This window comes from Spirillospora sp. NBC_01491 (assembly GCF_036227065.1).
In the GTDB taxonomy this organism is placed as follows: Bacteria; Actinomycetota; Actinomycetes; order Streptosporangiales; family Streptosporangiaceae; genus Spirillospora; species Spirillospora xylanilytica.
In genome coordinates this window covers 2,908,164-2,926,982 of sequence record NZ_CP109432.1, presented here as the reverse complement: position 1 = coordinate 2,926,982, position 18,819 = coordinate 2,908,164, and the positions used below count along the sequence as shown (strand labels likewise).

The window sequence follows — 18,819 nt, the reverse complement described above, 5'->3', positions numbered from 1 at the left end:
AGTTTCTACTTTGAACACCTTGTGGAGAAAGAGATCTTCCGCCAGTGTGGCAGAAGTTCGGTCACTGTGCGTCCGAATTCACATACGAACCGTCACGTGTGAGGTGGGCTTGATGCGAACGGCGATCCCTCAAACCGCCCGTCCCTGGTGCACCCCGTGGTCCGCGCGGATCTGGCGCCTGCCCCGGCGCCGGACCGAGCACCGCGCCCGGTCCATCCTCCGGGACGTCCTCGCCCGGGCCGGCGTGCCCGACGCGAGGTCGGCCGAGCTCGAACTCGTCGCCGCCGAACTCGCGGCCAACGGCGTCCGGCACGCGCGGCCACCGTACGAGCTGCGCGTCCTCTTCGCGGGCTCGACCCGGCACCCGGTCTGGTGCGAGCTGGCCGACTCCGCCCCGTCCCTCGGCCGCGTCCCCGAACTCCTCGGCGCGCCGTCCGGCCCGGGACCCGGCGGCGACCGGGACGCGCTCATCGCCACGCTGGCCCTCGGCGGCCGTGGCCTCGCGCTCGTCCACGGCCTCACCGCGGGCCGCTGCGCCGCCTATCCCACCATCACCTGCACCGCCCCGGGCCTCGGCAAGGCCGTCGGCTTCTCCCTGCTCGAACCCCCCGGGGTCAGGTGAAGAGGCCGCCGATGCCCGGGGCGCCCGTCCGCACCGGGCATTAGGGTCAGACGATGACAGAAACAACCGTCACCGTCACCGGCCTGGACGTGGAGCTCGGCGGTGTCGCGGTCGTGCAGGGGATCGACCTCTCGGTCGGCCGGGGCGAGGTCGTCGCCGTGGTCGGGGTGAACGGCGCGGGCAAGTCGACGCTGCTGCGCTGCCTCGCGGGGCTCGAGCGGCCGGCGGCCGGGGAGCTCGGCGTCCTCGACCGGCCGCCGGCGGACGAGCCGGGCTTCTGGCGCGACGTCGTCCTGGCGGCCGACGAGCCGGCCTGGTACCCGGGGCTGTCGGTGCGCGAGCACCTGGAGCTGATGCACGCCGTCCACCCGTCCCCCCGGCTGGAGGTCGGCGCGGCCCTCGACCTGTTCGAGCTGCGGACGCGGGCCGACGCGGCCCCGCCGACCCTCTCGACCGGCCAGCGGCAGCGGCTGTCGCTCGCGATGGCGCTGATCCGGCCGAGCCGGCTGCTCCTGCTGGACGAGCCCGAGCGCGGCCTCGACCCGGCGTTCCGGGCGCGGCTGGCGACGATCCTGGCCGGGTACGCGGCGGGCGGCGGCACCGTGGTGATGGCCACCCACGACCTCGACCTCGCCGGCGCCGCGCACGCCCGCCGGGTCACCCTGGGGGGCGCCGCGTGACGCAGGTCCACCTCGTCCGGGCGTTCATCCGGACCCGGACCCGGGGCCGGCGGGCGCCGACCTGGACCGACCGGTACGCGCTGATCGCCGGGCTCGCGCTGGCGGTGCTGTCGCTCGGACGGCTCGCCCTCGTCTCCGTCACGTCCATCGCGCGCCAGGTGGAGCCGTCCCGGATCGGGGCCGGGCTGGCCCTGGCCGGGCTCGGCTACGCGGGCTTCCTCGCACTCGCCCGCGCGTTCGGGCCGGTCGCGACGTCCGCCGCCGACGCGGCCTGGCTGGTGCTGTCGCCGCTCCCGCGCCGGGGCGTGCTCGGCCGGCCGGCCGCGGTCCTGCTGCTGGTCGCGCTGCTCGGCGGCGCGGCCCTCGGCGTGGCGCTGCTCGCCGCCCTCGGCCTGCCGGACGATCCCGCGGTGCGGCTGATCACCGCGGTGGTGCTGGGGGTCTCGGCCGCGGCCGGCGGGATGGCGACCGCCGTGCTGGCCCAGTCGTCGCAGGCCTGGGACGCCTGGCTCCAGGGGGCGATCGCCGGCGTCCTGGCGGCGGCCGTGCTCGCCGCCGTGCTCGGAAGCGGTCCCGGACGGCACATGCTGGCCTCCGTCGCGGGCGCGCCGGTGTCGCTCGGCGCTGCCCTCGCCGCGTCCTGCGCGGCCACCGCCGCACTCCTGCTCAGGTCGGCCTGGGGGGCGCTCGAGCGCATCCCCGCCCGTGCCCTGCTGGCCTCGTCCACCCGGGCCGGGCACGTGGCCGGTGCGTCGGCCGCGCTCGACCCGGGCATCCTGACCTGGATCGCCGAGGACGCCCACTGGCGCGGCCGGGCCCTGCGCTCCCGCCCATGGCCCGCGCCGCTGACGCGGCGCGCGGCGTCCGGGACGGCCGCGTCCCCGGCGCTCGCGCTGGCCTGGCCCGACTGGCGCAGGCTTGCGCGCCGTCCCGGCCGGCTGTCGGCGGTGCTCGCGTCCGCGGCACTGCCCGCCCTCACCGCGCAGGCGGTGGGCGCGGCCTCGACGGCCGTGCTGGCCGCGGGGGCGCTGGCCGCCGCGGTCGCGTGCACCACGGGCGCCCGCCGCGACGGCGACGACCCGAGCCTCGCCCGGCTGTTCGGCATCGGCCTCCGCCCGGTGCTCGCGGCGCGCGCGGTGCTCCCGGCGCTGCTGGGCGGCGCCTGGCTCACCCTCGCGCTGGCCGGGCTCGGCCTGGCGCACGCGCTGCCCCCGGGCCCGTGGTGGCTGCTCGGCCCGGCGGCGGCGCCCGCGCTGGCCGCCGGGGCGCTGCGGATGGCGCGGCGGCGTCCGGCCGACCACGCGATGCCGGTCCTCGACACCCCCGTCGGAGCCATGCCCACCGGCCCGCTCCTCTGGGCCGCGACCGGCGCCGACCTCGCACTGCTCGGCTGCGCGCCCACGCTGCTGGCCCTGACCGGCGAGCCGTCCGGCGCCCACCTGGCCGCGCAGGCGCTGTGCGGCGCGGCGGCGCTGGGCGGCTACCTGCTTTGCGCGCGGCGCTGACCGGGGCGGTCAGCCCCCGGCCTGCTGCTTGCGGTACATCTCCGCGACCACCGGGGCGGCGAGCCGGGGGAAGACGCCGGCCGAGCCGGTCTGCCGGTCCAGCACCAGCACGCTGCCGCCGACGGTTCCGGGCGGACGGGACCAGTCGGCGGGCGGCGGCTCGACCGGCCACACCACGAAGCCGAGGTCGAACTCGTACACCCCGACCTCGACGGGGCGCCCGCCGGCGGAGGGCGAGGCGGCGAACATCGCCCGGGAGCGTTCCAGCACGAACTCGCGCGTGATCACGGCATGCCCCGTCCGTCGGAGTCGACGATGATGGCCCACACCCCGTACACCTGCGGGTACAACGGCGTGGTGGAGCGCTCGCCCCGGTTGGCGTCCATCCAGGTGATCCGGCCCTCGTGGTTGCAGGCGTTCCAGGCGTGGGTGCCGGTGCCCTCCTCGGGCCGCCAGCCGTTCACGATGAGCGCGCAGTGCCCGTGGCCGAGGACGCGCAGCCGCTCGCCGATCGCGTCCAGCGCGGACGCGTCCGGCCCGATGTAGCGGAACGCCGCGCCCAGCACCTGCTCGGCCCGGTCCCGGCCGCCCACCTCGCCGCACAGCATCCCGAGCGGATCCTGCGGGTGGTAGGCGATCGTGCCCGCGGCCTGCGGATTTCCGTTCCAGGTCTGGATGAAGGACAGCGCGCATTCCAGCGCGTTGCTGGTCCGGCTCTGTTCGAGCTGGGGGGACTCGGCCATCGGACGGGGCTCCGCATTCGTCGGTGATCCCCGAGATCGTACGGATCTCCCGCCACCGGTCAAATCCCCGCCGCCGGGCGGATGGGGCGGGGCCGTAGGGTGGGGCCGGAGCCGGTGAGGGAGGGTGTCATGGACGTGACGGCGGACGTGCTCGGGCCGGGGTACGAGGCGATCGAGCTGCCGATGGGACGGGACGCCGAGGGCGAGGTGGTGGCCACGCTCGTCCGGCGGCGGTGCGCCGAGCCGTCGCGGCGCGCGGTGCTCTACCTGCACGGGTTCGTCGACTACTTCTTCCAGCGGAACCTCGCCGACTTCTTCGTGGGGCGGGGCGTCGACTTCTACGCGCTCGACCTGCGCAAGTACGGGCGGTCGCTGCGCCCGCACCAGACGCCCAACTACGTGGGCAGCCTCACCGAGTACTTCCCCGAGATCGACGAGGCGGTGCGGATCGTCCGGGACGTGGACGGGCACGACTCGCTGCTGCTGAACGGGCACTCCACCGGCGGGCTGCTCGCGGCGCTGTGGGCCGACCGGGTGCGCGGCCGGGGCCTGGTCGACGGGCTCTTCCTCAACAGCCCGTTCCTCGACATCGCCGAGCCGCTCCCGGTGCGCAAGCTCGGCGCCGGGCTGGCGCGGACGCTGCGCGCGCGGTTCCCGATGGCCGCGATGCCCGCCGGGGTGTCCGGCGCCTACCCGCGCAGCCTGCACCGCGACCACGAGGGCGAATGGGACTTCGACCTGGAGTGGAAGCCGCTCCTCGGGTTCACGGTGCGGGCCGGGTGGCTGGCGGCGGTGCGGCGGGGGCAGCTCCGCCTGCACGCCGGGCTCGGCATCGACGTGCCGGTGCTGGTGATGAGCTCGGACCGCAGCGTCCGGCCCGGCCGCCGGGCCACCGACGTGACCGGCGCCGACGCGGTCCTGGACGTGGCGCACATGGCGCGCTGGGCGCCGCGGCTCGGCCCGCACGTCACGCTGGTGCGGGTCGAGGGCGGCCTGCACGACCTGGTGCTGTCGGCCGGGCCGGTGCGGGAGCGGGTCTTCGCCGAGCTCGCCCGCTGGATGGGCGCCTACCTGCCGGCTAGCCCTTGATCTCGGCGATCTCGAAGTCGTCGTAGTCGACCGCCAGGGTCTCCTGGGTCTCGCTGATCCGGGTGACGATCAGCCCGGAGTTCCGGTTCGGGAGCACCTGGTCGGAGTCGGTGGCGGAGGCGGCGAGGTCGCCGTTCACCCAGAGCCGCAGCCTGACCTTCTTGCCCCCGTCCTGCTCCTCGCAGGCGATCTGGACCTTGCTGGGGCGGCCCGGCTTGCCGGCCTCGGGCGCCTCGTAGCCGCCGGCGTCGTCGCCCGTGGCGAGCTCCTTGGCGCCGACCACGGGCGACACCTTGCGGATCAGCGAGCCCTTCCCGTCCCGGCGGATCAGGAACTGGTAGCCGCCCTCCTCGCCGATCTCCTTCGAGCCGCGGCAGAACAGGCCGAACTGCCCGTAGTTGGGCCCCGACGCCGGGGTCACCTGGGCGGTGACGAGCTGCTGCTTGGGAAGCTGCTTGGTGTCGTCGACGGGACTCGCGGCGAGGGTGAAGCCCGCGCTGTTGTTGCTCTTGAGATCGATCCGGTAGTGGCCGTTCTGCACACCCTGGCCGCTGCTCTCGGTGTAGTTGTCGCCGTACCAGCCGCTCTGCCCGGAGGCGAAGTCGGTCTCGTAGAAGCTGGCGGTGTCGCCGGGCGGGCCGTCCGACCCGAACAGCGCGTACGCGCCCGCGCCCACCAGGACCACCGCGGCGAGGGCGGCGGCGCCGATCAGCAGCGGCCTGCGCGAGGTGCCGGTGCCCTCGGCGCGGGCCGGGCGCGGATCGCCGCGGGTGGCGTCGTGGCCGAGCATCGCCGTGGGGCCGGACTGCGGGTACCCGCCGTTCGGCGGCGGCGGGGGCATCGGGGCCTGCGGGATCTGCGGGGCCTGCGGGCCCTGCGGGCCCTGCGGCGGCGGGGGCATGGCGCCGTGCCAGCCCGCCTGGACGGTCTCGGCGAGCTGCGCCGGGTCGGGCCGCGCGTGGCCGACCAGCCGGCTGAGCAGCTCCTGGTTGGACGGGCGGTTGCGCGGGTCCTTGTCGAGCGCCGCGGCGACGATGTCGCGCAGCCCCGCGTCGAGACCGTCCAGCACCGGGTCGCCGTGCGCGACCCGGTAGAAGATCTCGGGCACCGTGACGCCGGTGAACGGGGCGCTGCCGGTGCCGGCGTAGGCGACCACGCATCCCCAGGAGAACACGTCGGACGCCGCGGTGACCGGTTCGCCGCGGAGGATCTCGGGGGCGATGTAGGCGGGGGTGCCGATGAACTGGCCGGTGCGGGTCGGCCCGTCGGCGGCGTCCAGGGCGCGGGCGATGCCGAAGTCGATGACGCGCGGGCCGGTGGCGGACATCAGCACGTTGGCGGGCTTGAGGTCGCGGTGCACGATCCCGGCGGCGTGGATCGCGGCCAGCGCGGTCGCCACCCCGACGGCGAGGCCCTCCAGGTCGGAGCCGGGCAGCGGGCCGCGCTCGGCGACCGCGTGCTCCAGGCTCGGGCCCTCGATGTACTCGGTGACCACGTACGGCGGCTGCCGGTCCAGCTCGGCGTCGATCACCGGCGCGGTGCAGAACCGGCGGACCTGGCGGGCCGCGGTCACCTCCTGCCGGAACCGGTCCAGGAACGCGGTCTCGCCGGCCAGCTCCCGGTTGATCACCTTGACGGCGACCCGGCGGCCCGAGCCGTCCTCGCCCAGGAAGACCGTGCCCATCCCGCCCCGGCCGAGCCGGGCGATCAGCCGGTAGGGCCCGAGCTCACGGGGGTCCTCGGGCCGGAGCGTGTTCTCTCCTGCGTGCGTGGTCATCGTGTTCCTGGTGGTTGGGGGCCTTTGTCGAGAACCCTAGTACTCCGGACGTCAGCGTGAGCGCAGCGCCCGGGGCAGGGTGCGGAACGGCGGGATCTTTTCGTCGGTGAGCATGAAGGCGTACGCCACCACCCGTCCTGACCAGCGCTGGAAGCCGACGACGAAGCGGAACAGCGATCGGGGGTAGTGCCCGGTGAACGGGATGATCGGCCAGCTCAGCACCATCACCACCACCAGCAGCACGCTCAGGACGAGCATGACCACCAGATGCGGGAGCGCCATCAGCCCCCGGACCAGGGTGAACCACCGCTTGGGCCCGCGCCACGCCTCGGGGTAGGGCAGGTTCACCTGGACGGTCTGCCGCTCGGGTACCGCCGGCACCGATCCCGGCGGCGCCGTGGCCGGGACGGGACCACCGCCGGGGGCCTCGGCGCCAGGGGCCGTGGAGGCGGGCCCGGTCGGCGGGACGGCGGCGGACGCGGCCCCGCCCGTCCCCGTGCCGGTGCCCGTGCCCGTTCCTTGGTCCGCCGGGACCGTGCCGGGGCGGTGCCAGGTCGCTGTGACCCTCGCCGCGGCCCGTTCGGGGTCGGCCTTCTCCTGGCCGAGCAGCCGCGCCAGGAGCCCCTGCGCGGTCGGCCGGTTGCGCGGGTCCTTGCCGAGAGTGAGGGCGACGAGCGCGCGCAGCCCCGGGTCGAGCCCGTCGAGCACGGGCGGGTCGCCGCTGATGCGCTTGAAGACCTCGGCCACCGTCCCGCCCTGGAAGGGCGGCCGTCCGGTGCCGGCGTAGGCGACCACGCATCCCCAGGAGAACACGTCGGACGCCTGGCACACCGGTTCGCCGTGCAGGATCTCGGGGGCGATGTAGGCGGGGGTGCCGATGAACTGGCCGGTGCGGGTCGGCCCGTCGGCGGCGTCGAGCGCGCGGGCGATGCCGAAGTCGATGACGCGCGGGCCGGTCGGGGACAGCAGCACGTTGGCGGGCTTGAGGTCGCGGTGCACGATCCCGGCGCCGTGGATCGCGGCCAGTGCGGTCGCCACCCCCACGGCGAGGCCCTCCAGGTCGGAGCCGGGCAGCGGGCCGCGCTCGGCGACCGTCTGCTCCAGGCTGGGGCCGTCGATGTACTCGGTGACGATGTAGGGCGGGTCGGCGTCCAGATCGGCGTCGATCAGCGGCGCGGTGCAGAACCGGTGCACCTGGCGGGCCGCGGTCACCTCCCGCCGGAACCGGTCCAGGAACGCGGTCTCGCCGGCCAGCTCCCGGTTGACCACCTTCACCGCGACCCGGCGGCCGGTCGGCTCCGCGGCCAGGTACACCGTCCCCATGCCGCCGCGGCCGAGCCGGCCGAGGAGGCGGTACGGGCCGAGGACGCGGGGCTCGTCCTGGTGGAGGGGGCCGGCGGCGGGGGTCGTCATGGGGGGCGGGCTCCTAGGAAGATCGTTTTTCCGGGCCCAGCCTAGGGGAGCCGGACCCGCCGCGGATGGGACGTGAGAGTGAAGCGGGGATCACTCCACGGAGTGACCGCGGGCGGTCGGATCGGGCCGTGCGGGACCGCGGGCGGTCAGATCCAGTCGCCCATGGTGCGGCCGGCGAGGACGACGACGTCCTCGATCCGGGCGGCGACCGTGGCCGCGTCCCAGACCTCGTTCCGGGCGCACTCCTCGAAGGCGACCCGGGTCGCGGCCGAGTGGAAGGCGACCATGATCTGCGGGCGGAGGTCCCGCTCGGGGTCCACCCCCTCGCGGCGGGCGATCTCGGCGGCGAGCGCCTTCTCCGACGCCGAGAACCGCGCCATCTGCGCGGGGAGCAGCGCCGGCGTGGCCTCGAACACCTGCCGGACGCGGCGGAACCTGGCGGCGTCGTCCGGGGCGCCCTCGGCGATCGCGCTCAGCACGGTGCGCAGCGCCTCGAACAGTGCGGTGAAGGGCCGCTCGGCGGGCGGGCGGGCGGCCAGTGCAGCGGCCATGAGCCGGTCGTACCCGGCGAGGAAGCCGGTGAGGACGTCCTCCTTGGTGGCGAAGTAGCGGAAGAAGGTGCGCTGCGACACCTCGACCGCGGCCACGATCTCGTCGATCGTCGTCCGCTCGTACCCCTGGTCGAGGAACAGGTCGAGCGCCGCGTCGGTGAGCGCCAGCCGTGTCCGCTGCTTCTTGCGCTCGCGCAGCCCGTGGCACGGTCGCTCGGCGGTCATCGTCGGGCTCCTTCGGGTCCGGGGCGCGGATGTTCCCGGACGCCCGTCCAATCAAGGGGTGTATCACGGAAGCCGGGCTCCCGGCCCGGCGTCGGCGCGGTCCGCCGGTCATGGGACGGTCACGGGCCGGGCCGCCGTACGTAAGTATCTAGTAACTCTCTGTTACGGGATGGGTACTCTCGGTAGGGACAGGAATTAGGGGGACCGAGTCTCCGGGATTCACCGGCGCCGGATGGGCGCGCGGGTCATCCTTGGGGCTGGTCACCAAATGTCGCCGTTCGGGCGCTCCGGGTCATCGGGCGGCGATTCGTACCCCCTGATGAGGCGGCTGATCGTGGTGTCTGTTGTCGGTGCGCGGGAGATCGCCGAAGTGCGGCGGCACCATCTCGCCGCGCTCGCGTACGAGGTCGAGGCGCGCGGGCTGCGCTGGCGGCTGGCCGGTCCCGAGGAGTCGGTGCTGACCGTCATGGGCACCGGCGTCCGGCGCCAGATCATGGTCGTCGCGACGCCGGTCGGGCCCGGCTGGTCCTACCTGTGGACCGGCGGCGGCATCGCCGACGTCTCCGACGTGGCCAAGGTCGCCGAACGCTTCGTGACCCTCCTCACCTGACCCCGCCCGCGCCTCGTCCCGCCCGGCCGGCGGTCCGCCCGCCGTGCCCCCGCCGCGCCCCTGACGTGCTCCTGCGGTGCCCCCGCCTTGCCTCCCGGTCGCGGCCGACCCTAGACTCGCCTGCGAACGTATGTTCGAAGAGGCCGCATGCCTTCCCCCGTGCGGTGAACGCGAGGCACGAGGGCGGGGGAGGGTGGATGGCGCGCGTTTTCGGCGATCCCGTCGAGGTCTGGACCAGCGACGGACGTCCGGTCCGGTTCGTCTGGCGGGGGCGGCTCTACACCGTGCGGCGGGTGCTGGAGCACTGGGTCGCCACCCGCGACTGGTGGCGCGAGCCGCCGCCCGCCGCCGACGTCCCCGGCGAGCGGGAGTTCTGGCGGGTCGAGGCCACCCCGGAGCGCGAGACCGGGGTGTACGAACTGCGCCGCGACGCGGCGACCGGCTCGTGGCTGCTCTCCCGGCTGTGGGACTGAGGCGGCCGTGCACCTGCACGTCGCCTCCGCCTACTCGCTGCGGTACGGCGTGGCGCAGCCACGGGCGCTCGCCGAACGGGCGGCCGGGCTCGGCATGGAGACCCTGGCCCTGACCGACCGCGACGGTCTCTACGGGGCGGTCCGGCACGTCCGGGCCTGCCGGGACGCGGGCATCCGGCCCGTCCTCGGCGCCGACCTCGCCCTGGACTACGACGGGGATCCGGCCGGGACGCCCGAGGAGGGCCGGGTGGTCGTCCTCGCCACCGGCCGGACCGGCTGGACGTCGCTGTGCCGCCTGGTCACCGCCGCCCACGCCGCCCGCCGGACGGACGTCGGGCCGGGGGCGACGGGCGAGCGGGGACGGCGGCCGGCCGTGCGCCGCGAGCTGGTCGGGACGCACTCGGCCGGTCTCGTGGTGCTGCTCGGGCCGGCCTCCGACGTGGGCCGCGCCGTCGCCGCCCGCCGTCCCGACCTGGCCGCCCGGCGGCTGGCGGCCTGGCGGGAGACGGCCGAGCCGGTGCTGGAGATCGTCGACCACCAGGACCGGGGCGACGGGCACCGCGCCGCCCGGATGCTGGCCCTCGCCCGCGAGACCGGGGTCCCGGCCGTGCTCGGCAACGCCGTCCGCTACCTGGAGGCCGCCGACCATCCGGTGGCGCAGGTGCTCGACGTGACGCGGCGCCTCGTCCCGCTCGACCGGCGGCACCTGGACGACCGGACCGGGCACGCCTACCTCAAGTCCGAGGCCGAGATGCGCCGGGTCGCCGAGCTGGGCTGCGGTGCCGCCGAGGCGGACGCGCTGGTCGCCGCGACCCGGCGGCTGGCCGAACGCTGCGCCCTGGACCCGGTCCGCGACCTCGGCATGGACCGCGTCCACCTGCCGGACGCCGGCGACGACCCGCACGCGCGCCTCGCCGCCCGGTGCGCCGGCGGCCTGGCCCGACGCGGCCTCGACCGGTCCGGCGCGGCGGCGGACCGGCTCGCGGACGAGCTGGCCGTCATCGCGCGCAAGGGCCTGGCCGCCTACTTCCTCACCGTCGCGGACGCCGCCGAACTGGTCCGGTCCCGCGGCATCCGCTGCGCGGTCCGCGGCTCGGGCGCCGGCAGCCTGGTCAACCATCTGATCGGGATCAGCGACCTGGACCCGCTGCGGCACGGCCTGCTGATGGAGCGGTTCCTGGCCGACAGCCGCCCCGGCCTGCCCGACATCGACCTCGACGTCGAGTCGGCCCGGCGCTTGGAGGCCTACCGGCTGCTGTTCGACCGGTTCGGCGCGGAGAGCACCGCGTGCGTGTCGATGATGGAGACCTACCGGGCGCGCAGCGCCATCCGCGACGTCGGCAACGCGGTCGGGCTGCCGCCGAGCGAGATCGACGTGATCGCCAAGGCGTTCCCGCACGTCCGGGCGGAGCAGATCCGCGCCGCCCTGCACGACCTGCCCGAGCTGCGGCAGAGCAACCTGGCGCAGGAGCGGCTGGAGGTGCTGTTCCGGATCGCCGAGCGCCTGGACGGGCTGCCCCGGCACATCGCGCTGCACCCCTGCGGCGTGCTGCTGTCGAACCCGACGCTGCCCGACCGCACGCCGCTGGAGCCGAGCGCGGCGGGCTTCCCGATGAGCCAGTTCGACAAGGACGACGTCGAGGCGATGGGGCTGCTCAAGCTCGACGTCATCGGGGTGCGGATGCAGTCGGCGATGGCGCACACGGTGGCCGAGGTCGCCCGGGTGGAGGGGGAGCGGATCGCGCTGGAGGACGTCCCGCGCGACGACGCCGCCACCTTCGAGCTGATCCGCACCTCCCGCACGCTCGGCTGCTTCCAGATCGAGTCGCCGGGCCAGCGCGAGCTGATCGGCAGGCTCCAGCCGCGCGACCTGGACGACCTGGTCATCGACATCTCGCTGTTCCGCCCGGGCCCGGTCGGCTCGGACATGGTCACCCCCTACCTGGAGTCGCGGGCCGGGCGCCGGGAGCCCGACTACCCGCATCCGGACCTGGCCGGGGCGCTGCGCGAGAGCCTCGGCATCGTGGTCTTCCACGAGCAGGTCCTGCGCGTCGTCGCCATCATGACCGGCTGCGGGCTGTCGCAGGCCGAGGCCGCGCGGCGGAGCCTGACGGGCGCGAAGGGCCAGGCGGTCGTCGGCGCCTGGTTCCGCACGCGGGCGCTGGCACGCGGCTACGGCGCCGCGGTGGTCGAACGGGTCTGGCGGACGCTCGCCGCGTTCGGTGCGTTCGGGTTCTGCAAGGCGCACGCCGCGTCGTTCGCCCTGCCCACGTACCAGTCGGCTTGGCTGAAACGGCACCACACCGCCGCGTTCTTCGCCGGGGTGCTCACCCACGACCCCGGCATGTACCCCAAGCGGGTGATCCTGGACGACGCCCGGCACTTCGGCGTCCCGATCCTGCCGCTGGACGTCAACCGGTCGGCGGTGGACTGGCATGTCGAGCCCGTGTCCGCGGGAGGTCCGGTCTCGGCCGCGCCGCCGATTCCCGAGCCCGAGCCGATGCCCGCTCCGCCCGTCCCGCCGCCCGTACCGTCTGACCAGGACGCCGCGTCCGGTGCGTCCGGTGCGTCCACGTACGGGATTCGGGTGGCGTTGAACGAGGTCAAGGGGATCACCGACGCGGAGGCCGGCCGCATCGTCGCCGAGCGGCCGTACCGGTCGCTGTCCGACTTCTGGCGGCGCGCCCGGGTGTCCCGGCCGATCGCCGAACGGCTCGTGCTGGCCGGAGGGTTCGACGCCCTGTACCAGCCCGGTCCCGGGGGCGGCGGGCCCGCGCCGCGCCGCGATCTGCTCTGCCGGGTCGGGGCGCTCGACCGCGCCACCGCCCGTCCGGGACGCGGCGTGGGCGAGGGCCAGCTCCCCCTCGGCGACGAGACCGGGGACGTCCTCGGCGCCGGGATCGTGGAGGAGATCCGGCCGGGCGAGCTGCCGCCGATGACGCCGTCGGAGATGGTGGAGGCGGAGCTGGAGGTCCTCGGCCTGGACGTCAGCCGGCACGTGCTGACCTTCTACGGCGGGCTGCTGCGCGGGCTCGGCGCGGTCCGCGCCCGCGATCTCGCGGACCGGCCCGGCGGGGGCGAGGTCCTGGTCGCCGGCGTCAAGGTCGCCACCCAGACCCCGGCCGTGCGGTCGGGCCAGCGCGTCATCTTCGCCACGCTCGACGACGCGACCGGCCCGGTCGACCTGGCGTTCTTCGAGTCGGTGCAGGAGCGGTGCGCGGCGATCGTGTTCGGCTCCTGGCTGCTGGTGGCGCGCGGCCGGGTCCGCCGGGCCGGCGCGCGGGCGGTCTCGATCACCGCCACCGCCTGCTGGGACCTGCCCACCCTGGAGGAGGAACGGCGGCGGGGCGGCATCGAGGCCGTCCGGCGGCTGATGGCGCGGCCGGGTCCGGGCGGGGAGGGAGGCGGGACCGGGCGGCGCGTCGTCCACGCGACCGGCTTCGCGACCTCGCCGTACGCCGACATCGGCCACGCGGGCGACACCGCCAGGCGTCCTCCGGCTCGGCTCTGGCACGCCAGCGGCGGCAGCTCGGGCCCCACCGAACCCCGCTGACGCGGCGCGGCGCGGCGGGCAGGGGAGGGGAGGGATAAGGAGGGGCGAGGGTCAGGAGTCGCGGGCGATCTGGAGGCGGGTGATCTGGAACACCGTGGCCATGCAGAGGGCGGCGGCGAGGGCCTGGAAGGCCGCCGCGGCGACGCCGACGTGCACCGAGAACCGGGCGTCGGCCAGCGTTTGGACGCCGTGCCCGCCGGAGAACATCCGGGCCAGCCCGATCCCGGTCAGCACGCAGGCCCACCAGCCCGCCACCACCAGGGCCGCCGCGTGCCGCTCGGCGACGCGGTACCGGCCGCTGTTGACCCAGACGTCGTAGACCAGACGGGGCGGCAGCCACAGGTTGACCACCGGGCAGAGCCAGCCGAACACCACCCACGCCCGGCGGTGCCGGTGCGGGCCGGGCGACTGCCCGTACGCGCGCCACAGCCAGGCGAGGTAGAGCAGCCCGGTGACGCCCGCCATGACGCCGCCGATGAGGAACACGTCCGAGTACGGCGCCAGCGCGTGCTCGGTGCCCCCCGGGTCATAGGTGTCGTGGGTGCTGCCGCGCAGCGGCGCCTCCAGCCGCAGCAGGCTGATCCCCGAGCCGAGCGCGACGAAGGCGTTGAACCCGAGCAGCATGAAGACGGCCACGCCCACCGCGCGGAAGTCGCGGCGCCGCGCCCACGCCCCGCAGGCCGGGCAGCGGGCGACCTCGGTCGGGATGATGTCGCCGCACAGCGCACACGGCATGATCCACCTCCGAGGGGTTTGTGGTGCCTTGCCGTGGATACTACGGAGGTTTGACTATCGGCGCCCAATGGAGGTTCGCGCTGGTTCGAACATCTCTCCGCCAGTCCGCCCTCACCCCGGGGTCACAGCACCAGGGCCCCGGCGGCGAGGATCCCGGCCGTGGTGAGGACCGCCCAGACCGCCAGCCGGCCGAGGCCGCCGGAGTCGAGCAGCCGCTCCGGGCGGAACCCGGTGACGAGGGCCAGCGCCCACCATTCGGCGGTGAGCGCGATCGACACGTACAGGAATCCGAACCCGAGCACCGTGCAGCCGAACACCGCGCCCGCGAGGGTCAGGACGTGCGCGAACAGCGCCGACCCGCGGGCCCGCCCGCGCAGGCCGTGGCGCAGCCCGGCGAGGACGGCGCCCCACCCGGCGGCGCCCAGGGCCCAGATGATGAGGAGCGCGACGGGTATGCCGCCCAGCGACTCCGGTCCCAGTGCCATGTCCCCAGTTTCCCGCCGCCGCCCCGCGGTCCGCGGTCCGTGGCCACCGTCCGCGCGCCGCGTGCCGTCCGCCGCCCGGTCCGGTCAGCGCATGAGGCCCGACTCCCATGCCCACGCCGCGATCTCGACCCGGTTCCGCGCGTCCAGCCTGCGCTGGATGCTGCTCAGGTGGGTCTTGACCGTGGACAGCGACACGAACAGCTCGCCGGCGATCTCGTCGTTGGTGCGCCCGCGCGCGACGAGCCGCACCACGTCCAGCTCGCGTCCGGTGAGCGAGCCGCGCGGCGGCGCGGGCGCGGCGGACGCGGTGGCCAGGTGCTCCAGCAGCCGGACGGTGATCGAGGGGGAGACCAGCGCCTCGCCGTTGGCAGCGGCCCGGACGGCCTCCACCAGCAGCGCGGGACCGCTGTCCTTGAGCAGGAACCCGACCGCGCCGCCGCGCAGCGCGCCGTAGACGTACTCGTCCATGTCGAAGGTGGTGACGATCACCACCCGGAGCGGCTCGGCCACGTCCGGGCCGGCCAGCAGCCGGGTCGCCTCCAGCCCGTCCATCCGGGGCATCCGGATGTCGAACAGGCACACCTCCGGGCGCAGCCGCCGCGCCAGCGCGACGGCCTCGGCGCCGTCCCGGGCCTCGCCGACCACCTCCATGTCGGGCTGCGAGTCGACGATCATCCGGAATCCGGTCCGGACCATCTCCTGGTCGTCGGCGATCAGTACACGGGTGGTCACCCGTCCGATTCTCGCAGGGTCCGGCGGGCGGGCAGTACGGCGGTGACCTCCCAGCCGCCCCCGGGCCGGGGGCCCGCGGCCAGCCGGCCGCCGAGCGCCTCGACCCGTTCGCCCAGGCCGGAGAGCCCGAACCCGCTGGACGGCAGCCTGCGCCCCCGTCCCTGCCCGTCGTCGCGGACGGCGACCTCGACCGTCTCGCCGTCCCGCCGGGCCACCGTCACCTGCACGGCGGTGGCGTCGGCGGCGTGCTTGCGGATGTTGGTCAGCGCCTCCTGGACGACGCGGTGCACCGAGGTCGCCACCTCGGGCGGCAGCCCGCCGAGGTCCGGCGCCAGCCACAGCGAGGCGGGCGGGTCGCCGAATGCGGCGACGAGGCTCTCGACCTGGGCCAGGTCGCCGACCGGGCTGGTCGGCGGACGGTCCCCGCCGTTCTCCGCGTGCCCGGCGCCCCCGCCGGAACCCCTACCCGCGCCCCCGCCGTCCCCCTCACCGCGCCCGGCGTCGCCGTCGGACGCGGTCGCGTTCTGGGCGTCGCGCAGCAGCCCGACCATGCGGCGCATCGAGGTCAGCGCCTCGGTGCCCGCCTGCTCGATCCCGGCGAACATCGTGTCGAGCTGCTCCGGGTCCGGCGCCGTGCCCGACCCGGCGGCGAACCGCGCCGCCTGCGCCTGCACCACGATCCCGGTCACGTGGTGGGCGACGAAGTCGTGCAGGTCGCGGGCCAGCTCCAGCCGCTCGTCCCGGCGCGCGGAGACCAGCGCCCGGGCCCGCCGGGTGTCGATCGCCCGCAGGTAGAGGCCGATCCCGATGGCGACCGCGACCAGTACACCGAGCGGCGCGACGAACAGCACCGCCTGGATCGCCGAGGCGCGCAGCGGCAGCACCACGATCGTGACCGACAGCGCCACCGCGACCGGGATCAGCCGCTCCCGGCCCTCCCGCCACAGCACCCGGACGATCAGCACCAGCAGGCCGCCGACCTCCACCGCCGTGCTCGGTCCCCGGAACGGCGGGTCGGCGAGCACGATGAACAGGGTGGTCAGCGCCGACGCGCCCAGCGCGCCGACCGCCCAGGGGAACCGGTGCCGCACCGAGACCGCCGCGCCGGTGACGACGACGGCCACGCCGATCAGCCAGAAGTCGAACGCGTGGTTGAACGCCGCCGCCAGGCACAGCAGCAGGTACAGCCCGGCGCACCCGAGGTGGGCGACGCGCGCCAGGCAGCCGCCCGCGAAATGGATCCGGTCCACCCGCGCGCCCGTGTCGTCCATGACTACGCAGGCTAGGGCCCGGGGCGGAGTGCGGAATCCGCCTTTCGGCCGATCGCGCACCCGCCGTCCGCGCCGTCCGCGCCGCGCCCGCCCCGCTGTCGCGCGCCCGTGCCGGACGCGGCGCGGAACGGCGGGCAATAGTCGAACATGCATTCGAAAAATGTCAGTGGTGGCGCGTACGGTGGCCTTGTGACGTGGGAGACGTCACGGAATGCCGAGCGGACCGAAGAGCTTGTTCGATGCGTACCCAGGGGTACGTCCCGGCCGGTGGGGGTGGGGCGCGCAAGCGTCCGTCCCGCCGGCATCTGGAAGGGGTAGTGGCAGTGAGCGAAGCGACCGGCACGTTCCATCTCGCCCAGCCGCGACTGCAAGGGCCCGCCGAGCGGACCCTGGTCCAGCCGTGGCTCACCGAAATGTCCAACCTGGCGCTGAACGCCTACGCCGAGACCGCGCCGCCGCCGGCCCGCGCGCTCGCCGTGGTGGAGGCGCTGTCCGCGGCGACCGTCCCCCCGGAGAGGCCGTCCCGGGTCGCGCTGGCCGCCTGACCGTCCCGTCGTCTCAAAATACGAGACGCACTTCTCAAATTGTGAGAAGCGTTCTAGGCTGCGGTCACCGGCCGGCGGCACACCGGAGCTCCGTCGGGCGGGCGGAGAGAGGTGGATCCGATGACCAGGTACACCCACGGGCACCACGCGACGGTGCTGAGCTCGCACCAGTGGCGCACCGCCGAGAACTCGGCGGCCCACCTGCTGCCGCACCTGCGTCCCGGCACGGCGCTGCTGGACGTGGGATGCGGCCCCGGCACCATCACCGCCGGCCTGGCCGGGCGGGTCGCGCCCGGCCGGGTCACCGCGGTCGACTCCGCCGCGGCGGTGCTGGCCGAGGCCGAGCGGACGGCCGCCGGGCAGGGTCTCGGCAACGTGGAGTTCGCGGTCGCCGACGTGCACGCCCTCGACTTCCCCGACGACTCCTTCGACGTCGTCCACGCGCACCAGGTCCTCCAGCACCTCGCCGACCCCGTCCAGGCGCTGCGCGAGATGCGCCGCGTGTGCCGGCCGGGCGGGATCGTCGCGGTCAGGGAGGCCGACTTCGGCGGCATGCTCTGGTACCCGAGCCCGCCCGGCATGGACACCTGGCTGCCCGTCTACTACAAGGTGGCGCGCGGTAACGGCGGCGAGCCCGACGCGGGACGGCGGCTGGTGTCCTGGGCGCGGCGGTCCGGCTTCGCCGACGTGACCGCCTCCGTGTCGAACTGGTGCTACTCCACCCCGGAGGAGCGCGAGTGGTGGAGCGAGTCGTGGGGCGGCCGGATGATCCACTCCTCGATCGCCGAGAGCGCCGTGTCCGGCGGGCACGCGACCCGCGCGGACCTCCAGCGGATCCATGCGGGCTGGAAAACGTGGGCCGCCGCCGACGACGGCTGGTTCGCCGTCGTCCATGGCGAGATCCTCTGCCGCGCCTGAGGCACAGCGGGCTTCTCAGCCGGGCAAGGTGTCGCGCAGGCGCCGCAGGGCGTGGCCGGAGGCGGTCCCGGGCGCGGCGGTGTAGAGGACGAGGCGCTGATCGCGTCCGGGGACGGGGAGGATCTCGCAGTCGAGCTCCAGCTCGCCGACGACCGGGTGGACGGTCCGCTTCCTCAGCGTCCGCTGCACCGCGATCTCGCGCGCCGCCCACAGCGCGGCGAACTGCGGGCTGGACGCCGAAAGCTCGTCCACCAGCCGCCGCACGTCGGGGTCGCCGGGGTACCGGCCGCTGGCGCGCAGGTCGGCGACGCACTGGCGGCCGAGCTGGAGCATGCTGCCGGACGGGGGCCGGTCGCCGCCGAACAGCCAGCGCAGCGTGTTGCGCTCGCCCGCCGGCCGCTCCGCCGGGTCGCCGATCAGCGCCACCAGCATCGGGTTCCAGGCGAGCACGTCGTACCGGACGTTGATCACCATGGCCGGCACGCCGTCGAGCCGCTCCAGCAGCCGCAGCACGTTGCCGGGCACCTCGCGGGTGGGGACGGCGCGGACCGGCGGATGGCCCGCCAGCCGCAGCAGATGGTCGTGCTCGTCGGCGGTCAGCCGCAGGACGCGGCCGAGCGCCCCGAGCACCTGCTCGGACGGGTGCGGCCCGCGCCCCTGCTCCAGCCGGATGTAGTAGTCGACGGAGATCCCGGCCAGGAGGGCGACCTCCTCGCGGCGCAGTCCCGGCGTCTGGCGGCGGGCGCCGGCGGCCAGCCCCATCTCGGCCGGCTGGACACGGGCGCGCCGGCTGCGCAGGAATCCGCCCAGCTCCTCCTTGTTCATTCCGGCCATCATGGCCGAGCGGGCCTGGTACCGCGACTCCCAGGCCCGAGCGTGCCTACCCGGCCCG

General features: G+C 75.3%; 19 protein-coding genes. 9 read left to right on the top strand and 10 right to left on the bottom strand.

Going from position 1 to position 18,819, the window contains the following annotated elements; translation table 11 throughout:
* Positions 1–112 precede the first annotated feature (112 nt).
* The 3 genes from OHA34_RS13690 to OHA34_RS13680 are packed head-to-tail and all read left to right on the top strand — an operon-like array spanning position 113 to position 2,807.
* Positions 113–622 carry an ATP-binding protein gene (locus OHA34_RS13690; RefSeq protein ID WP_329521794.1) on the top strand — a complete coding sequence of 170 codons (510 nt, stop codon included), beginning with the start codon at positions 113–115 and terminating at the stop codon, positions 620–622.
* A 53-nt stretch (positions 623–675) separates the two neighbouring features.
* A complete protein-coding gene (locus OHA34_RS13685; RefSeq protein WP_285944112.1) occupies positions 676–1,302 on the top strand; it encodes an ABC transporter ATP-binding protein in 627 nt (208 codons plus the stop codon).
* Complete coding sequence (locus OHA34_RS13680) at positions 1,299–2,807, top strand: DUF6297 family protein (RefSeq protein ID WP_329521793.1); 1,509 nt, start codon at positions 1,299–1,301, stop codon at positions 2,805–2,807. The genes OHA34_RS13685 and OHA34_RS13680 overlap by 4 nt, the downstream gene beginning before the upstream one ends.
* 9 nt (positions 2,808–2,816) lie before the next feature.
* Here the strand turns inward: OHA34_RS13680 and OHA34_RS13675 are convergent, their stop codons facing one another.
* Together OHA34_RS13675 and OHA34_RS13670 are read right to left on the bottom strand one after the other, a co-directional pair.
* On the bottom strand, positions 2,817–3,095 hold the full coding sequence (locus OHA34_RS13675) for a hypothetical protein (protein WP_285944114.1): 279 nt from the start codon (positions 3,093–3,095) through the stop codon (positions 2,817–2,819).
* Positions 3,092–3,550 carry a toxin glutamine deamidase domain-containing protein gene (locus OHA34_RS13670; RefSeq protein ID WP_329521792.1) on the bottom strand — a complete coding sequence of 153 codons (459 nt, stop codon included), beginning with the start codon at positions 3,548–3,550 and terminating at the stop codon, positions 3,092–3,094. Before OHA34_RS13670 ends, OHA34_RS13675 begins: the two co-directional genes overlap by 4 nt.
* 129 nt (positions 3,551–3,679) lie before the next feature.
* Here OHA34_RS13670 and OHA34_RS13665 point away from each other — a divergent pair, with 129 nt between their 5' ends.
* Entirely contained in the window at positions 3,680–4,639 is a 960-nt protein-coding gene (locus tag OHA34_RS13665) for an alpha/beta hydrolase (RefSeq protein WP_285944116.1), read from the top strand.
* Here OHA34_RS13665 and OHA34_RS13660 read toward each other — a convergent pair.
* The 3 genes from OHA34_RS13660 to OHA34_RS13650 form a co-directional block, all read right to left on the bottom strand.
* Positions 4,629–6,416, bottom strand: a complete 1,788-nt coding sequence (locus OHA34_RS13660) for a serine/threonine-protein kinase (protein ID WP_329521791.1) — start codon at positions 6,414–6,416, stop codon at positions 4,629–4,631. The two genes, OHA34_RS13665 and OHA34_RS13660, sit on opposite strands and share 11 nt — an antisense overlap.
* Before the next feature lie 51 nt (positions 6,417–6,467).
* On the bottom strand, positions 6,468–7,829 hold the full coding sequence (locus OHA34_RS13655; RefSeq protein ID WP_285944118.1) for a DUF4389 domain-containing protein: 1,362 nt from the start codon (positions 7,827–7,829) through the stop codon (positions 6,468–6,470).
* Positions 7,830–7,975: 146 nt separating this feature from the next.
* Complete coding sequence (locus OHA34_RS13650; protein ID WP_329521790.1) at positions 7,976–8,605, bottom strand: TetR family transcriptional regulator; 630 nt, start codon at positions 8,603–8,605, stop codon at positions 7,976–7,978.
* A gap of 334 nt (positions 8,606–8,939) precedes the next feature.
* Between OHA34_RS13650 and OHA34_RS13645 the strand changes: the two genes are divergently transcribed.
* The 3 genes from OHA34_RS13645 (at position 8,940) to OHA34_RS13635 (ending at position 13,241) form a co-directional block, all read left to right on the top strand.
* Positions 8,940–9,215, top strand: coding sequence for a hypothetical protein (locus OHA34_RS13645; RefSeq protein WP_285944120.1), 276 nt, complete (start codon positions 8,940–8,942; stop codon positions 9,213–9,215).
* A 197-nt stretch (positions 9,216–9,412) separates the two neighbouring features.
* Positions 9,413–9,688, top strand: a complete 276-nt coding sequence (locus OHA34_RS13640) for a DUF6504 family protein (RefSeq protein ID WP_329521789.1) — start codon at positions 9,413–9,415, stop codon at positions 9,686–9,688.
* Positions 9,689–9,695: 7 nt separating this feature from the next.
* On the top strand, positions 9,696–13,241 hold the full coding sequence (locus tag OHA34_RS13635) for a DNA polymerase III subunit alpha (protein ID WP_329521788.1): 3,546 nt from the start codon (positions 9,696–9,698) through the stop codon (positions 13,239–13,241).
* A gap of 51 nt (positions 13,242–13,292) precedes the next feature.
* On the opposite strand, the gene OHA34_RS13630 is transcribed toward OHA34_RS13635, so the two are convergent.
* The 4 genes from OHA34_RS13630 to OHA34_RS13615 form a co-directional block, all read right to left on the bottom strand.
* Positions 13,293–13,976 carry a DUF4328 domain-containing protein gene (locus OHA34_RS13630; RefSeq protein ID WP_285944123.1) on the bottom strand — a complete coding sequence of 228 codons (684 nt, stop codon included), beginning with the start codon at positions 13,974–13,976 and terminating at the stop codon, positions 13,293–13,295.
* A gap of 122 nt (positions 13,977–14,098) precedes the next feature.
* Positions 14,099–14,461 carry a hypothetical protein gene (locus OHA34_RS13625; RefSeq protein WP_329521787.1) on the bottom strand — a complete coding sequence of 121 codons (363 nt, stop codon included), beginning with the start codon at positions 14,459–14,461 and terminating at the stop codon, positions 14,099–14,101.
* 84 nt (positions 14,462–14,545) lie between these two features.
* The gene (locus OHA34_RS13620; RefSeq protein ID WP_329521786.1) at positions 14,546–15,193 is read right to left on the bottom strand and encodes a response regulator transcription factor; all 648 of its coding nucleotides are present in this window, start codon (positions 15,191–15,193) and stop codon (positions 14,546–14,548) included.
* Entirely contained in the window at positions 15,190–16,464 is a 1,275-nt protein-coding gene (locus OHA34_RS13615) for a sensor histidine kinase (protein WP_329521785.1), read from the bottom strand. Before OHA34_RS13615 ends, OHA34_RS13620 begins: the two co-directional genes overlap by 4 nt.
* Before the next feature lie 323 nt (positions 16,465–16,787).
* Between OHA34_RS13615 and OHA34_RS13610 the strand changes: the two genes are divergently transcribed.
* Both OHA34_RS13610 and OHA34_RS13605 read left to right on the top strand, forming a co-directional pair.
* Positions 16,788–17,009 (top strand): hypothetical protein, encoded by a 222-nt coding sequence (locus tag OHA34_RS13610; RefSeq protein ID WP_285944127.1) that lies wholly within the window; start codon positions 16,788–16,790, stop codon positions 17,007–17,009.
* Positions 17,010–17,129: 120 nt separating this feature from the next.
* Positions 17,130–17,927, top strand: a complete 798-nt coding sequence (locus OHA34_RS13605) for a methyltransferase domain-containing protein (RefSeq protein WP_329521784.1) — start codon at positions 17,130–17,132, stop codon at positions 17,925–17,927.
* 15 nt (positions 17,928–17,942) lie between these two features.
* On the opposite strand, the gene OHA34_RS13600 is transcribed toward OHA34_RS13605, so the two are convergent.
* Positions 17,943–18,752, bottom strand: coding sequence for a helix-turn-helix transcriptional regulator (locus OHA34_RS13600; RefSeq protein WP_329521783.1), 810 nt, complete (start codon positions 18,750–18,752; stop codon positions 17,943–17,945).
* Positions 18,753–18,819 lie beyond the last annotated feature (67 nt).

Excerpts from the sequence above, each read along its gene's own strand:
- OHA34_RS13690 (WP_329521794.1), top strand. The coding sequence starts at position 113 with ATGCGAACGGCGATCCCTCAAACCGCCCGTCCCTGGTGCACCCCGTGG.
- OHA34_RS13685 (WP_285944112.1), top strand. The coding sequence starts at position 676 with ATGACAGAAACAACCGTCACCGTCACCGGCCTGGACGTGGAGCTCGGC.
- OHA34_RS13670 (WP_329521792.1), bottom strand. The coding sequence starts at position 3,550 with ATGGCCGAGTCCCCCCAGCTCGAACAGAGCCGGACCAGCAACGCGCTG.
- OHA34_RS13665 (WP_285944116.1), top strand. The coding sequence starts at position 3,680 with ATGGACGTGACGGCGGACGTGCTCGGGCCGGGGTACGAGGCGATCGAG.
- OHA34_RS13660 (WP_329521791.1), bottom strand. The coding sequence starts at position 6,416 with ATGACCACGCACGCAGGAGAGAACACGCTCCGGCCCGAGGACCCCCGT.
- OHA34_RS13655 (WP_285944118.1), bottom strand. The coding sequence starts at position 7,829 with ATGACGACCCCCGCCGCCGGCCCCCTCCACCAGGACGAGCCCCGCGTC.
- OHA34_RS13650 (WP_329521790.1), bottom strand. The coding sequence starts at position 8,605 with ATGACCGCCGAGCGACCGTGCCACGGGCTGCGCGAGCGCAAGAAGCAG.
- OHA34_RS13640 (WP_329521789.1), top strand. The coding sequence starts at position 9,413 with ATGGCGCGCGTTTTCGGCGATCCCGTCGAGGTCTGGACCAGCGACGGA.
- OHA34_RS13630 (WP_285944123.1), bottom strand. The coding sequence starts at position 13,976 with ATGCCGTGTGCGCTGTGCGGCGACATCATCCCGACCGAGGTCGCCCGC.
- OHA34_RS13625 (WP_329521787.1), bottom strand. The coding sequence starts at position 14,461 with ATGGCACTGGGACCGGAGTCGCTGGGCGGCATACCCGTCGCGCTCCTC.
- OHA34_RS13615 (WP_329521785.1), bottom strand. The coding sequence starts at position 16,464 with ATGGACGACACGGGCGCGCGGGTGGACCGGATCCATTTCGCGGGCGGC.
- OHA34_RS13605 (WP_329521784.1), top strand. The coding sequence starts at position 17,130 with ATGACCAGGTACACCCACGGGCACCACGCGACGGTGCTGAGCTCGCAC.
- OHA34_RS13600 (WP_329521783.1), bottom strand. The coding sequence starts at position 18,752 with ATGAACAAGGAGGAGCTGGGCGGATTCCTGCGCAGCCGGCGCGCCCGT.